The sequence below is a fragment of the Pseudomonas sp. Bc-h genome (assembly GCF_002080045.1).
In the GTDB taxonomy this organism is placed as follows: Bacteria; Pseudomonadota; Gammaproteobacteria; order Pseudomonadales; family Pseudomonadaceae; genus Aquipseudomonas.
Genome location: NZ_MUIN01000016.1, coordinates 30,896 through 46,231 on the forward strand (window position 1 = coordinate 30,896; position 15,336 = coordinate 46,231).

At 60.5% G+C, this 15,336-nt stretch carries 13 protein-coding genes; all 13 read left to right on the plus strand.

The annotated features are described in order from the left end of the window. Nucleotides 1-239: 239 nt before the first annotated feature. The 13 genes from acs (at nt 240) to BWR59_RS29050 (ending at nt 15,336) form a co-directional block, all read left to right on the plus strand. A complete protein-coding gene (gene acs / locus BWR59_RS28990; RefSeq protein ID WP_081569135.1) occupies nt 240-2,195 on the plus strand; it encodes an acetate--CoA ligase in 1,956 nt (651 codons plus the stop codon). Nucleotides 2,196-2,788: 593 nt separating this feature from the next. Further along, nucleotides 2,789-3,565, plus strand: coding sequence for an ABC transporter substrate-binding protein (locus BWR59_RS28995; RefSeq protein ID WP_081569136.1), 777 nt, complete (start codon nt 2,789-2,791; stop codon nt 3,563-3,565). Between the two features lie 89 nt (nt 3,566-3,654). Continuing rightward, nucleotides 3,655-4,344, plus strand: coding sequence for an ABC transporter permease (locus tag BWR59_RS29000; RefSeq protein WP_081569137.1), 690 nt, complete (start codon nt 3,655-3,657; stop codon nt 4,342-4,344). Further along, nucleotides 4,341-5,039: an ABC transporter permease gene (locus BWR59_RS29005; protein WP_081569138.1), complete on the plus strand. Its 699-nt coding sequence runs from the start codon at nt 4,341-4,343 to the stop codon at nt 5,037-5,039. Before BWR59_RS29000 ends, BWR59_RS29005 begins: the two co-directional genes overlap by 4 nt. 1 nt (nt 5,040) lies before the next feature. Beyond that, nucleotides 5,041-6,153: a succinylglutamate desuccinylase/aspartoacylase family protein gene (locus BWR59_RS29010; RefSeq protein WP_081569139.1), complete on the plus strand. Its 1,113-nt coding sequence runs from the start codon at nt 5,041-5,043 to the stop codon at nt 6,151-6,153. A gap of 21 nt (nt 6,154-6,174) precedes the next feature. Next, on the plus strand, nt 6,175-6,939 hold the full coding sequence (locus BWR59_RS29015; RefSeq protein ID WP_081569194.1) for an ATP-binding cassette domain-containing protein: 765 nt from the start codon (nt 6,175-6,177) through the stop codon (nt 6,937-6,939). Nucleotides 6,940-7,086: 147 nt separating this feature from the next. Then, the gene (gene argR / locus BWR59_RS29020) at nt 7,087-8,070 is read left to right on the plus strand and encodes a transcriptional regulator ArgR (protein WP_081569140.1); all 984 of its coding nucleotides are present in this window, start codon (nt 7,087-7,089) and stop codon (nt 8,068-8,070) included. Between the two features lie 341 nt (nt 8,071-8,411). After that, nucleotides 8,412-9,632, plus strand: coding sequence for an aspartate aminotransferase family protein (locus BWR59_RS29025; RefSeq protein WP_081569141.1), 1,221 nt, complete (start codon nt 8,412-8,414; stop codon nt 9,630-9,632). A gap of 203 nt (nt 9,633-9,835) precedes the next feature. Further along, on the plus strand, nt 9,836-10,867 hold the full coding sequence (gene aruF, locus BWR59_RS29030; protein ID WP_081569142.1) for an arginine/ornithine succinyltransferase subunit alpha: 1,032 nt from the start codon (nt 9,836-9,838) through the stop codon (nt 10,865-10,867). Between the two features lie 105 nt (nt 10,868-10,972). Next, on the plus strand, nt 10,973-11,998 hold the full coding sequence (gene astA, locus BWR59_RS29035) for an arginine N-succinyltransferase (protein WP_081569143.1): 1,026 nt from the start codon (nt 10,973-10,975) through the stop codon (nt 11,996-11,998). Next, nucleotides 11,995-13,464 (plus strand): succinylglutamate-semialdehyde dehydrogenase, encoded by a 1,470-nt coding sequence (gene astD, locus BWR59_RS29040; RefSeq protein ID WP_168184546.1) that lies wholly within the window; start codon nt 11,995-11,997, stop codon nt 13,462-13,464. The genes astA and astD overlap by 4 nt, the downstream gene beginning before the upstream one ends. A gap of 146 nt (nt 13,465-13,610) precedes the next feature. After that, nucleotides 13,611-14,957, plus strand: coding sequence for an N-succinylarginine dihydrolase (gene astB, locus BWR59_RS29045; RefSeq protein ID WP_081569145.1), 1,347 nt, complete (start codon nt 13,611-13,613; stop codon nt 14,955-14,957). Between the two features lie 82 nt (nt 14,958-15,039). Then, complete coding sequence (locus tag BWR59_RS29050; protein ID WP_081569146.1) at nt 15,040-15,336, plus strand: topoisomerase II; 297 nt, start codon at nt 15,040-15,042, stop codon at nt 15,334-15,336.

Consider the following 15,336-nt stretch of genomic DNA (forward strand, 5'->3'; position numbering starts at 1 on the left):
CCATTTTGATAAAGACTGTTGAGCGATCCGGTAACAATCGCTGAAAGCGGATCGCGATCGGCGACAGCTTCTCGTTCTTTGGTCGTAGTTAGAACATGAAGATTTGCCGCAAACGGGGCACTTGAGCGGCTTTCGGCGTTATGCTCAGGTCCGGTAAGACCATCGTCGAATGGCTTTCGCGGCCATCGGCGGATACAACAGGTCCATACAAAAACAACATTTCCACCGAGGTAAGAAAGATGAGTGCGGCTTCCCTGTACCCCGTTCGCCCTGAAGTGGCAGCAAACACGCTGACTGACGAGGCGACCTACAAGGCCATGTACCAGCAGTCGGTGGTCAACCCCGATGGCTTCTGGCGTGAGCAGGCCAAGCGCCTGGATTGGATCAAGCCTTTCACCACCGTCAAACAGACCTCCTTCGACGATCACCGCGTCGACATCAAATGGTTCGCCGATGGCACCCTGAACGTTTCCTACAACTGCCTGGACCGTCATCTGGCGGAACGTGGCGACCAGGTCGCAATCATCTGGGAGGGCGACGACCCTTCCGAAAGCCGCAATATCACCTACCGCGAACTGCATGAAGAAGTCTGCAAGTTCGCCAACGCCCTGCGCGGCCAGGATGTACACCGTGGTGACGTGGTCACCATCTATATGCCGATGATCCCTGAGGCCGTGGTCGCGATGCTGGCCTGCGCCCGTATCGGTGCGATCCACTCGGTGGTGTTCGGTGGCTTCTCTCCTGAAGCACTGGCCGGTCGCATCATCGACTGCGAATCGAAGGTCGTGATCACTGCTGACGAAGGTCTGCGTGGCGGCAAGAGAACCCCGCTCAAGGCCAACGTCGACCGCGCCCTGACCAACCCTGAAACCAGCAGTGTGCAGAAGGTCATCGTGTGCAAGCGCACCGGTGGTGATATCGAGTGGAACCGTCACCGCGACATCTGGTACCACACCTTGCTGGAAGTGGCATCGAGCACTTGCGCGCCGAAAGAAATGGGCGCCGAAGAGTCGCTGTTCATCCTTTACACCTCGGGCTCCACTGGTAAGCCGAAGGGCGTTCTGCACACGACTGCGGGCTACCTGCTCTATGCCGCGCTGACCCACGAACGCGTGTTCGACTACAAGCCGGACGAAGTTTACTGGTGCACCGCCGACGTGGGCTGGGTCACGGGCCACAGCTACATCGTCTACGGCCCGCTGGCCAACGGCGCGACTACGTTGCTGTTCGAGGGCATTCCAAACTACCCGGACATCACCCGCATGTCGAAAATTATCGACAAGCACAAGGTCAACATCCTCTACACCGCACCGACCGCCATTCGCGCCATGATGGCCGAGGGCACCAAGGCTGTTGAAGGTGCTGACGGTTCGAGCCTGCGCCTGTTGGGTTCGGTGGGCGAGCCGATCAACCCGGAAGCCTGGAACTGGTACTACAACACCGTCGGCAAGCAGAACTGCCCGATCGTCGATACCTGGTGGCAGACCGAAACCGGCGGCATTCTGATCAGCCCGCTGCCGGGCGCTACCGCACTCAAGCCGGGTTCGGCGACGCGTCCGTTCTTCGGCGTGATTCCGGCGCTGGTGGATAACCTCGGCAACCTGATCGAAGGCGCGGCCGAGGGCAATCTGGTGATCCTGGACTCCTGGCCAGGTCAGTCACGCAGCCTGTATGGCGATCACGACCGGTTCGTCGATACCTACTTCAAGACTTTCCGTGGCATGTACTTCACCGGTGACGGCGCACGTCGCGACGAAGACGGCTACTACTGGATCACCGGTCGTGTGGACGACGTGCTCAACGTTTCCGGCCACCGCATGGGTACCGCCGAAATCGAGAGCGCGATGGTCGCCCACCCGAAAGTCGCCGAGGCCGCAGTGGTCGGTGTGCCGCACGATCTGAAAGGGCAGGGCATCTATGTCTACGTCACCCTGAATGGCGGTGAAGTGCCGGACGAAGCTCTGCGTATCGAACTGCGCAACTGGGTACGCAAGGAAATTGGCCCGATTGCCTCACCTGACGTGATTCAGTGGGCGCCGGGCCTGCCGAAGACCCGCTCCGGCAAGATCATGCGTCGCATCCTGCGCAAGATCGCCACCGGCGAGTACGACGCGCTGGGTGATATCTCCACGCTGGCTGATCCGGGTGTCGTTGCGCATCTGGTCGAGACCCACAAGACCATGAACGTCGCCTGACGCTTACGGTTCAAGGCGCCCCGTCCGGTGAAAGTCGGCGGGGCGTTTTTGTTTTTAAACCTTCCGTATTCTCCTGTAGTAGTTCGGCCGGCCGGCGTCAGCGGTCTTACGTGACCGACCACCGGCCAGCCGTGCTGCTGCAGGGTGGGAAGCAGGAACGGAGATATATCGATTTGTTACCGCCAGCTTCAAGCGGTAACCCAGGCGCACCCATGTGGGGCTTTTCATCCCGAAATGAGTGCAATTCATCGCCTCAAATACACGCGCTTCGACGCTGGACTTGCCGGATTAGAAGGCTTTGCCAATAATGGGCGCGTTATTTGCTTCGTTGATAGGTTTGCAATTATCGGCCCCGCCACAAACTTTCGGGGCTGTCAATCAGGGTGATCGTCTTTCTCGGTGCTTCTGTAACTAGTTGTCGCATTGAAGAAATATCGACTTACGACCTGCCGCTAAAATGCCGATCACTCGCCGAAGGCTTGTCGAGCCCTGAACCTCGACGGCACCTCGCGTCGCAATTTCAGTTATTCCTTCTGCACATTGAGCGTTTCGCTCACTGCCATTTGTCGCGTTATACCGATGGAGTTCCAAGAATGAAAAAGCTCATGCTGCTGGGTGCGCTGGCGCTGTCCGTATTGGTACAGCCGGCGTTCGCCGATGAAAAACCCCTGAAGATCGGCATCGAAGCGGCGTACCCTCCATTCGCCTCCAAAGCCCCTGACGGCAGCATCGTCGGCTTCGACTACGACATCGGAAACGCCCTGTGCGAAGAGATGAAAGTCAAGTGCGTCTGGGTCGAGCAAGAGTTCGACGGCCTGATTCCAGCGCTGAAAGTGCGCAAGATCGACGCCATCCTGTCCTCGATGTCCATCACCGAAGACCGCAAGAAGTCCGTCGACTTCACCAACAAGTACTACAACACCCCGGCCCGTCTGGTCATGAAGCAAGGCACTGTCGTCAGCGACAGCATGACCGAACTCAAGGGCAAGAACATCGGCGTGCAGCGTGGCTCTATCCACGAGCGTTTCGCCAAGGAAGTCCTGGCTCCGCTGGGCGCTGAAATCAAGCCATACAGCTCGCAGAACGAGATCTACCTGGACATCGGCGCCGGTCGCCTGGACGGCACCGTGGCTGACGCGACCTTGCTGCAGGACGGCTTTCTGAACACCGATTCGGGCAAGGGCTACGCTTTTGTCGGTCCGGCCTTCACCGACGTCAATTACTTCGGCGACGGCGTAGGCATCGCGGTTCGCAAAGGCGACAAGGCTGATCTGGACAAGATCAACGCTGCCATCGCTGCCATCCGCGCGAACGGCAAGTACAAGGCCATTCAGGACAAATACTTCAACTTCGACATCTACGGTCAGTAATTCGGTTTGAAGTCGCCAATGGCGCAATCAGCGGGTTTCCGTTCCCCGATTGCGCCATTTTTCTATCCCGCGCTCGAGGGCCAAACAACATGTTGAAAGGCTACGGAGCCGTCATCCTCGACGGTGCATGGCTGACCCTGCAGCTCGCCCTGTGCTCCATGGCGCTGGCAATCGTGCTCGGTCTGATCGGCGTGTCGCTGCGTCTGTCGCCAGTGCGCTGGCTGGCCTGGCTGGGCGATCTGTACTCCACCGTCATTCGTGGCATTCCTGACCTTGTGCTGATCCTGCTGATTTTCTACGGCGGTCAGGACTTGCTCAACCGCGTCGCACCTCTCCTGGGCTACGACGACTACATCGATCTGAACCCGCTGATGGCCGGTATCGGCACGCTGGGTTTCATCTTCGGTGCCTATCTTTCAGAAACTTTTCGTGGCGCCTTCATGGCCATTCCCAAAGGCCAGGCGGAAGCCGGCATGGCCTATGGCATGAGCAGCTCGCGGGTATTCTTCCGGATTCTCGTACCGCAGATGATCCGTCTGGCGATCCCGGGATTCACCAACAACTGGCTGGTACTGACCAAGGCCACCGCACTGATTTCCGTGGTCGGTCTGCAAGACATGATGTTCAAGGCCAAGCAGGCGGCTGACGCCACTCGCGAACCCTTCACTTTCTTCCTCGCAGTCGCGGCGATGTACCTGGTCATTACCAGTGTCTCGCTGCTGGTACTGCGCTATATCGAGAAACGCTACTCGGCCGGCGTAAGGGTGGCAGACCTATGATCTTCGATTACAACGTCGTCTGGGAAAACCTGCCGCTGTACTTCGGCGGCCTGTTGATCACCCTCAAACTGCTCGCGCTTTCGCTGTTTTTTGGCTTGTTGGCGGCGTTGCCGCTGGGCCTGATGCGCGTCTCGAAAGTCGCCTGGGTCAATCTGCTGGCCTGGAGCTACACCTACGTAATTCGCGGCACGCCGATGCTGGTGCAACTGTTCCTGATCTACTACGGTCTGGCGCAGTTCGAGGCCGTGCGTGAGAGCTTCCTCTGGCCATGGCTGTCCAGCGCGACGTTTTGTGCCTGCCTGGCATTCGCGATCAACACCAGCGCTTACACCGCAGAAATCATCGCCGGCAGCCTGAAATCCACGCCGCCGGGCGAGATCGAAGCGGCCCGGGCCATGGGCATGTCGAAGGCCAAAATGTACCGTCGCATTCTGCTGCCGTCGGCCCTGCGCCGGGCGCTGCCGCAGTACAGCAACGAAGTGATCATGATGCTGCAGACCACCAGTCTGGCGTCCATCGTGACCCTGATCGACATTACTGGCGCGGCCCGTACCGTCAACGCGCAGTTCTATCTGCCGTTCGAGGCGTACATCACCGCTGGCGTGTTCTACCTGTGCCTGACTTTCATTCTGGTGAAACTGTTCAAGCTGGCCGAGCGCCGCTGGCTCAGTTACCTCGCCCCGAGGAAGCACTGATATGCAACGCATCGATCACAGCCTGCCCTGGAGCACCCTGGGCACCGAGCGCACGCTGAGCGTTTTCCGTTTCGGCCAGGGCGGGCGCAAAGCCTACATTCAGGCCAGCCTGCACGCTGACGAATTGCCCGGCATGCGCACCGCCTGGGAGTTGAAAAAGCGTCTGGCGCAGTTGGAAGAGCAGGGCCTGCTCAATGGCGTGATCGAGTTGGTGCCGGTGGCCAATCCGATCGGTCTGGGGCAGTTGCTGCAAGGCAATCATCAAGGCCGTTTCGAGTACGGCAGCGGCAAGAATTTCAATCGCGATTTCACTGAGCTGAGCGAGCCGGTGGCCGGGTTGCTCGCGGGCAAGTTGGGCGATGATCCCCATGCCAACGTCAAGCTGATCCGTCAGGCCATGGCCGATGTGCTCGATCAACTGCCGCCCGCAGGCAGCGAATTGGCCGGTATGCAGCGCGTGTTGCTCAGCCATGCGTGTGACGCCGATATCGTGCTGGATCTGCACTGCGACACCGATGCCGCTCTGCACATGTACGCCTTGCCGCAGCACTGGCCCCAATGGCGCTCGCTGTCGGCGTATCTGGGTGTGAGTGTGGGGCTGCTGGCGGAAGACTCCGGCGGCAGCTCGTTCGATGAAGCCTGTTCGCTGCCGTGGTTGCGACTGGCCAAGCAGTTTCCGGATGCGCAGATTCCGCTGGCGTGCATGTCCACCACCCTCGAACTCGGCGGGCAGTCGAACACCGGCAAGGGTGAAGCTGAGGCATACGCCGAAGGCATTCTGGCGTTCCTAGCCGAGCATGGCCTGATCGGTGGTGAATGGCCGCAGCCGGTCAACGAGCCTTGCGAAGGCATGCCGTTCGAAGGCACCGAAATGATCTATGCGCCACACGCGGGCGTGCTGACGTTTCTGCGTCCGGCGGGGGCCTGGGTCGAGCCTGGTGAGCCGCTCTTCGAGGTCATCGATCCGCTGAACGATCGGGCGACCACGGTCTGCGCCGGTACGGCGGGTGTGCTGTTCGCCATCGAAAAACTGCGTTACGCCCAGCCGGGCTACTGGATGGCCAAAGTGGCGGGTCGTACCCCGTTGCGCACCGGCCGCCTGCTCAGTGACTGATTACTTGTGAGAACCGACATCATGAACAAACTGGAAGTCCAGGACCTGCACAAGTGCTATGGCAGTCACGAAGTGCTCAAAGGCGTTTCGCTGACCGCCAAGGCCGGCGATGTGATCAGCATCATCGGCTCCAGCGGCTCGGGCAAAAGTACCTTTCTGCGCTGCATCAACCTGCTGGAACAGCCCAAGTCCGGCCGTATTCTGCTCAACAACGAAGAGCTGAAACTGGTGGCCAACAAGGACGGTGGTCTCAAGGCTGCGGATCCTAAACAGCTGCAGCGCATGCGCTCGCGTCTGTCGATGGTGTTCCAGCATTTCAACCTGTGGTCCCACATGACGGCGCTGGAAAACATCATCGAGGCGCCGATCCATGTCTTGGGCGTGCCGAAAAAAGAAGCGCTGGAGAAGGCCGAGCACTACCTGAACAAAGTCGGCGTCGCTCATCGCAAGGACGCTTTCCCAGGCCACATGTCCGGTGGCGAGCAGCAGCGCGTGGCAATTGCCCGGGCGCTGGCGATGGAACCTGAAGTGATGCTGTTCGACGAGCCGACTTCGGCGCTGGACCCGGAGCTGGTCGGCGACGTATTGAAGGTCATGCAGGCGCTGGCTCAGGAAGGCCGGACCATGGTGGTCGTGACCCACGAAATGGGCTTTGCCCGTGAAGTGTCGAACCAGTTGATCTTCCTGCACAAGGGGCTGGTCGAAGAGAGCGGCGACCCGCGCGAAGTACTGGTCAATCCGAAGTCGGAACGTCTGCAGCAGTTCCTGTCCGGCAGCTTGAAGTAAAGATTGGCGCCGTCTCGAACGGTGCGTTTTGTGCCAGAACAGTTCATGCTGCGCGTCACCCAGACCGCCGCAATGAACTGAGCGCAAGAGATTTACCGCATGTTTACCGTGCGGCCCATAACAGCGACACGTTTCGGATTGCACGCCATGACTGCCCATCGAATCGGATTTCTTATCTGGCCCAGCACCAAAGCCTTGACCCTGGCGCTGGCGGAGGAAGCCCTGCGTGTTGCTCAGCGCGTACATCCCGACGTGGTTTACGAGTTGTCGTTTCTGCAGGCCGAACCTGCAGCCGATGGCGCCGGTTGGCAGTTGCCGGGCGAGCCGTGGAACGGGCGTCTCGAAGGCTTTCAGAAGGTTTTTCTGCTGGCCGATGAACCGCCCGCGCCGATGTCGTCGGCACTGGGCGGCGCGCTCAAGCAGCTGGTTCGCGCAGGTTGTGTGATCGGCGGCCTGTCGGCGGGGGTATACCCGTTGGCGCAGTTGGGCTTGCTCGACGGCTACCGCGCTGCCGTGCACTGGCGTTGGCAGGACGATTTCGCTGAGCGCTTCCCCAAGGTCATCGCCACCAGTCACCTGTTCGATTGGGATCGTGATCGTCTGACTGCCTGCGGTGGCATGTCGGTGCTGGATCTGCTGCTGGCAGTGCTCGCACGGGATCATGGTGCGGAGCTGGCAGGTGCGGTGTCGGAGGAGCTGGTGGTCGAGCGCATTCGTGAGGGTGGCGAGCGTCAGCGCATTCCGCTGCAGAACCGCCTGGGCTCAAGCCATCCGAAGCTGACTCAGGCCGTGCTGTTGATGGAGGCCAATATCGAAGAGCCGCTGACCACCGATGAAATCGCCCAGCATGTGTGCGTCTCGCGACGACAACTGGAGCGGATCTTCAAGCAATACCTCAATCGCGTCCCGAGTCAGTACTACCTCGAGCTGCGCCTGAACAAGGCTCGGCAGATGCTGATGCAGACCAGCAAATCGATCATTCAGATCGGCCTCTCCTGCGGCTTCTCATCCGGGCCGCACTTCTCCAGCGCCTACCGCAACTTCTTCGGCGCTACCCCCCGTGAAGACCGCAACCAGCGCCGCAGCAGCAGCCCGTTCGAACTGTCGTCGGTGCCCGCCGAGCGCGGTTGATACTCAGGACAGATTCGGGCTTCTATTCCGGGTAACGTCTGCAGCAGTTCGGCTTGCCGGCGGTAGCGATATCAAGTGCGCCACCGCCGGCAAGCCGGGCTGCTACAGCTGACGGCATGCCTTCCCTGAAATCAAATCGACGGGACGCTGCTACTCCTCGCTGCCAACGTTTAAACTGCGCCTTTCCGATGTTATTTGTCGCATTGCCGAAAGCCGCGGGAAAAGCCGGTTTGGCGCTGTAAGAAGTTGTCGCTTGGCGGCAAGGCCGGACCGAAATCAGTCCTTACAATCCTTCCATCGCTCGCCAGTCCCAGGCAGGCGTTCCTCTTCAGGAGACTCCGATGTCCGTTGAGCAAGTTCCGGTGCAACGTGCCGATTTTGACCAGGTGATGGTCCCCAACTACGCCCCCGCAGCGTTCATTCCCGTACGCGGCCAGGGTTCCCGCGTCTGGGATCAGTCGGGTCGTGAACTGGTCGATTTCTCCGGCGGCATCGCGGTCAATGTGCTGGGCCACGCGCATCCTGCGCTGGTCAGCGCTCTGACCGAACAAGCCAACAAGCTGTGGCACGTCTCCAACGTGTTCACCAACGAGCCTGCGCTGCGTCTGGCCAAAAAACTGGTCGACGCCACGTTTGCCGAGCGCGTGTTCTTCTGTAACTCCGGCGCCGAAGCCAACGAGGCCGCTTTCAAGCTGGCCCGTCGCGTAGCCCATGATCTGTACGGTACCGAGAAGTACGAAATCGTCGCTGCGCTGAACAGCTTCCATGGTCGTACCCTGTTCACGGTGAGTGTCGGCGGTCAGCCGAAGTATTCCGACGGTTTCGGTCCGAAAATCACCGGTATCACCCACGTCCCTTACAACGATCTCGACGCTTTGAAAGCAGCCGTCAGCGACAAGACCTGCGCTGTGGTTCTGGAGCCGATCCAAGGCGAGGGCGGCGTGCTGCCTGCTGAGCTTGCATACCTGCAAGGCGCACGCAAACTGTGCGACGAACACAACGCCCTGTTGGTGTTCGACGAAGTGCAGAGCGGCATGGGTCGCAGCGGTCATCTCTTTGCCTACATGCACTACGGTGTGACCCCGGACATCCTTTCCAGCGCCAAGAGCATCGGCGGCGGTTTCCCGATGGCGGCCATGCTGACCACCGAAAAACTGGCCAAGCATCTGGCGGTCGGCGTTCACGGCACCACTTACGGCGGCAACCCGCTGGCGTGCGCAGTGGGCGAAGCAGTCATCGACGTGGTCAATACCCCGCAAGTGCTGGCGGGTGTCAACGCCAAGCACGATCTGTTCAAGGCGCGTCTTGAGAAGATCGGCCAACAATACGGCGTGTTCAGCGAAGTGCGTGGCATGGGGCTGTTGATCGGTTGTGTGCTGACCGACGCCTGGAAGGGCAAGGCCAAGGAGTTCTTCAACGCCGCCGAACACGAAGGCGTGATGATTCTGCAGGCAGGTCCCGATGTGGTGCGTTTCGCGCCGAGTCTGGTGGTCGAGGATGCAGATATCACCGAAGGCCTGGATCGCTTCGAACGAGCGGTTGCCAAGCTGACCAAGGCTTGATTCTGTCGAGCGACTCATATCCGGTGGGAGGGAGCTTGCTCGCGAATGGTGTTTACAGGCGACACGTGTCTGTGATCTGGAAACCGTTCGCGAGCAAGCACCCTCCCACGGGACGGATGCATGGCATGCGGCACTGAGCCTGTTTCCTTATTTTTATCCCCTGTGCCGGGCAACCGGCCGTGTATTTCTCAAGGAGTGGCACCATGCTGGTGATGCGCCCCGCGCAAATGGCTGATCTGAGCGAGGTTCAACGACTCGCCGCAGACAGCCCGATTGGTGTCACGTCCCTGCCGGATGACGCTGGACGTCTGAGTGATAAGATTGCCGCTTCCGAAGCGTCGTTCGCCGCCGAGGTCAGTTTCAACGGCGAGGAGACCTATTTCTTTGTGCTCGAAGACACCGACTCCGGGCGTCTGGTGGGTTGTTCCGGGATTGTCGCCTCGGCGGGTTACTCCGAGCCGTTCTACAGTTTTCGCAACGAAACCTTCGTTCACGCCTCCCGCGAACTGAAGATCCACAACAAGATTCACGTGCTCTCGCAGTGCCACGACCTGACTGGCAACAGCCTGCTGACCAGTTTTTACGTCCTGCCTGAACTGGTCGGGACGCTGTGGTCGGAGCTCAACTCCCGCGCGCGCCTGCTGTTCGTCGCTGCGCATCCCGAACGTTTCGCCGATTCGGTGGTGACTGAAATCGTCGGTTACAGCGATGAGAATGGCGACTCACCGTTCTGGGATGCCATCGGCCGCAACTTCTTCGACCTCAATTACGCAGAAGCCGAACGTCTGTGCGGCCTGAAAAGCCGAACGTTCCTGGCCGAACTGATGCCGCATTACCCGATCTACGTGCCGCTGTTGCCGGACGAAGCCCAGGAAGCCATGGGCCAGGTCCATCCGCGGGCGCAGATTACCTTCGACATCCTGATGCGCGAAGGCTTCGAGACCGATCACTACATCGACATCTTCGACGGCGGCCCGACGCTGCACGCCCGGGTTTCCGGCATTCGCTCGATTGCCCAGAGCCGCGTGGTACCGGTCAAGGTCGACCCGGTCAGCAGCGGCGATGCGATCAAGGGCGGGCGTCCGTATCTGGTCGCCAACAGCCAGCTGCAGGATTACCGCGCGGTGATGCTGGAGCTGGACTGGGTGCCAGGCAAGCCGGTTACCTTGAGTCTGGCAGCAGCCGAGGCATTGGGTGTCGGTGAAGGCGCCAGTGTGCGCATCGTCGCGGTTTGACAGTTGAGTCTTCGGTGATCAGGGCCTGAATCACAGGCCCGCACCGTATCGCGGGTTAGAGTTCGCCGGTTTCTTTAAAAGGAGGAGCCGGGTTGAGGAGAAAGCATGATCGTTCGTCCCGTACGCAGCAGTGACCTACCGGCGCTGATCGATTTGGCGCGTAGTACAGGCGCAGGCCTGACCACGCTGCCAGCCAATGAAGAGCGTCTGGCGCACCGTGTTGGCTGGGCGGAAAAAACCTTCCGTGGCGAAGCCGAGCGGGGCGACACCGATTACCTGTTCGTGCTGGAAGACGACGATGGCCGCGTGGTGGGCATTTCCGCCATCGCTGGCGCGGTCGGCCTGCGCGAGCCTTGGTACAACTACCGGGTAGGCCTGACGGTCAGCGCCTCTCAAGAACTGAACATCTACCGCGAGATCCCGACGCTGTTTCTGGCCAACGACCTGACCGGCAACTCCGAACTGTGTTCGCTGTTCCTGCACGCCGATTATCGCAACGGCCTCAACGGTCGGCTGCTGTCCAAGGCGCGGATGCTGTTCATCGCCGAATTCCCTGAGCTGTTCGGCGCCAAGATCATCGCCGAAATGCGCGGCATGTCCGACGAGCAAGGCCATTCACCGTTCTGGGAAAGCCTGGGCCGTCACTTCTTCAAGATGGAATTCAGCCAGGCGGATTATCTGACCGGCGTGGGCAACCGTGCCTTCATCGCTGAACTGATGCCGAAATTCCCGTTGTACAGCTGCTTCCTTTCCGAAGCTGCTCGCAATGTCATCGGTCGCGTCCACACCAGCACCGAACCGGCGCTGACCATGCTCAAGGGCGAGGGCTTCAGCTATCAGGGCTATGTCGACATCTTCGACGCAGGCCCGGCCATCGAGTGCGAAACCACCAAAATCCGCGCCGTGCGTGACAGCCAGGCCCTGGTACTGGCGGTCGGTACACCCGGCGACGACGCCACTCCATTTCTTATCCACAACCGCAAACGTGAAGATTGCCGCGTGACCGCCGCCCCAGCACGTTTCGCCGCTGGCACACTGGTGGTCGATCCGAAAACCGCCAAGCGCCTGCGTCTGAATGCTGGCGATCAAGTGCGTGCGGTGCCTCTGTCTCCGGCTCGGGAGGGCATTTGATGACTACCTTGTATATCGCTGGCGCCTGGCAGGCCGGGCAGGGTGAAGCGTTCGAGTCGCTGAATCCGGTCACGCAACAGGTCATCTGGTCTGGACAAGGCGCGACTGCCGGGCAGGTCGATGCCGCCGTGATGGCCGCGCGTCAGGCGTTTCCAGCCTGGGCGACGCTGACTCTGGACGAGCGCATTGGCGTGCTGGAGACCTTCGCCGTCACGCTGAAAAACCGTGCCGACGAAATCGCCCGCTGCATCGGAGAGGAAACCGGCAAGCCACTGTGGGAATCGGCTACAGAAGTCACCAGCATGGCCAACAAGGTGGCGATTTCCGTTCAGAGCTATCGCGAGCGTACCGGCGAGAAGAGCGGCCCGCTGGGCGACGCCACCGCTGTGTTGCGTCACAAACCCCATGGCGTCGTGGCGGTGTTCGGCCCATACAACTTCCCGGGACACTTGCCCAACGGGCACATCGTTCCCGCGCTGTTGGCAGGCAACACGGTGGTGTTCAAGCCGAGCGAACTGACGCCGAAGGTCGCCGAGCTGACCGTGCAATGCTGGATCGAAGCCGGTCTGCCGGCCGGGGTATTGAACCTTGTGCAAGGTGCGCGGGAAACCGGTATCGCGCTGGCGGCGAACACGGGTATCGACGGCCTGTTCTTCACCGGATCCAGCCGCACGGGCAATTCGCTGCATCAGCAGTTCGCCGGTCGTCCGGACAAGATTCTCGCGCTGGAAATGGGCGGCAATAACCCGCTCGTCGTCGATCAGGTGGCTGATGTCGATGCAGCGGTTTATACCGTGATCCAGTCGGCGTTCATTTCCGCTGGTCAACGCTGCACTTGTGCCCGCCGCTTGCTGGTGCCCCATGGGACTTGGGGCGATGCGTTCATGGCGCGACTGGTTGAGGTCTCGGCGACCATTCAGGTGGGCGCGTTCGATCAGCAGCCTTCGCCGTTCATGGGTTCGGTGATTTCGCTTCATGCCGCTCAGGCGTTGCTCGATGCACAGGAGCAGTTGCTGGCCAACGGCGCTGTGGCGCTGCTGGAAATGACCCAGCCCCAGGCGCAGGCAGCGTTGCTGACGCCCGGGATTCTCGATGTCAGTGACGTGAGTGATCGTCCGGATGAAGAGCTGTTCGGCCCGCTGTTGCAGGTGATTCGCTACACGGATTTCGACGCGGCGATCGATGAGGCCAACGCCACGCAATACGGGCTCGCGGCGGGTTTGCTGTCGGATTCCCAAGAGCGTTATCAGCAGTTCTGGCTGCAAAGTCGTGCCGGGATCGTCAACTGGAACAAACAGCTGACCGGCGCCGCGAGTACCGCGCCGTTCGGTGGGGTAGGGGCTTCGGGCAACCATCGCGCCAGCGCCTATTACGCGGCGGATTACTGCGCGTATCCGGTAGCGTCGCTGGAATCCGGGACCTTGGCGCTGCCTGCTAGCCTGACGCCGGGTATAACTCTCGGTTGAGGGCATTGATCCCCTTAGCAATCCGGCTTGTCGGCGGTCGCGTCAGGTCAGTCGCCGCATCGGGTGCAGATAGACCGCAACCGCCGGCAATCAGGCCAGTACATGAACATTGATGTTTATAAAAACAGATCCACGGAGCCTCACCGATGAAATCCTGTGAAGTCAACTTTGACGGTCTAGTGGGGCCGACCCATAACTACGGCGGGCTGTCCTACGGCAACGTCGCGTCCCAGAGCAACTGCCAGCAGTCGTCCAATCCGCGCGAGGCGGCATTGCAGGGCCTGGCGAAAATGAAAGCGCTGATGGACATGGGTTTCACCCAAGGCGTGCTGGCGCCACAGGAACGCCCTGATGTCGCTGGCCTGCGCAAACTGGGTTTCAGCGGCACCGACGCGCAGGTCATCGAGCGCGCGGCCAAGGAATCGATGCCGCTGCTGGTCGCCAGTTGCTCGGCCTCCAGCATGTGGGTCGCCAACGCAGCAACGGTCAGCCCGAGTGCCGACACTGCCGACGGTCGCGTGCATTTCACTGCCGCCAACCTCAACTGCAAATACCACCGCAGCATCGAACACCCGACCACCAGCCGCGTGCTGAGCGCGATGTTCGCCGACCAGCAGCATTTCGCCCATCACGCTGCCTTGCCTGCCGTCGCCCAGTTCGGCGATGAGGGCGCGGCCAACCATACGCGCTTCAGCCGCAGTTACGGCGAGGCAGGCGTCGAATTCTTCGTGTTCGGCCGTGCCGCGTTCGACACGCGCTTCCCAGCTCCGCAAAAGTACCCGGCTCGTCAGACGCTGGAGGCTTCTCAAGCCGTCGCCCGTCTGCACGGTCTGAGCGAGGAAGGCGTGGTCTTCGCGCAACAGAATCCGGCAGTGATCGACCAGGGCGTGTTTCACAACGACGTGATCGCAGTCGGTAACGGCGAAGTGCTGTTCTATCACGAGGACGCGTTCCTCAATACCGAACACATGCTCAGCGAACTGCACGACAAGCTCGGCCGTCGTGGCGGCCGCCTCCAGGCCATTTGTGTGCCCCGCACCGAAGTGGGTGTGGAAGATGCCGTGCGTTCCTACCTGTTCAACAGTCAGTTGCTGTCGCGCCCTGACGGCTCGATGCTGCTGATCGTCCCCGAAGAGTGCCGCGGCAACGAGCGCGTCTGGAATTACCTGCAGCGCCTGATCGCCGATGAAAGCCCGATTCGCGAGGTCAAGGTGTTCGACCTCAAGCAAAGCATGCAGAACGGCGGCGGCCCGGCGTGTCTGCGTCTGCGCGTGGCCCTGAATGAAACGGAACTGGCAGCGGTCAATCCAGGCGTTATCATGACCGCGCCGTTATACGAGACGCTGACGCAGTGGGTGGACAAGCATTATCGCGACCGCATGGCGGAAAGCGATCTCGCCGATCCACAGCTTCTCACCGAATGCCGTACGGCACTGGATGAACTGACCCAGCACCTGAAGCTGGGCGCGGTCTATCCTTTCCAAATCAATTGATGCACCCAAAAACATCGCCGCCTGAAGTCATTCGGCGTCGGGCAGCCGATGTTTTTGCTTTTATATAGAGAGAGAATTTGCCATGACCGACGCCCTGCGTTTGATCCTTGAAGACACCGACGGCACTCAGCTGGAAACCTCCTGCACCCGTTTTGCCGTTATCTGGCAGGGCAAAGAGGTGTGGATTCAGCAAGACGGCCGCGGTCAGCTGCTGATCGGCGTTGACGTCGAAGAAGACGACGCCGAATACGCCAACCTGTTGCTGCGCCCGCTGGCAACCAACCTGGTGAGCCTGCAGCTGGAAATGGAGCCGGCTGACATGAGCGGCGATGACGAAGATGGCGATGGCCATGTGCATGGCCCCGACTGCAACCACTAA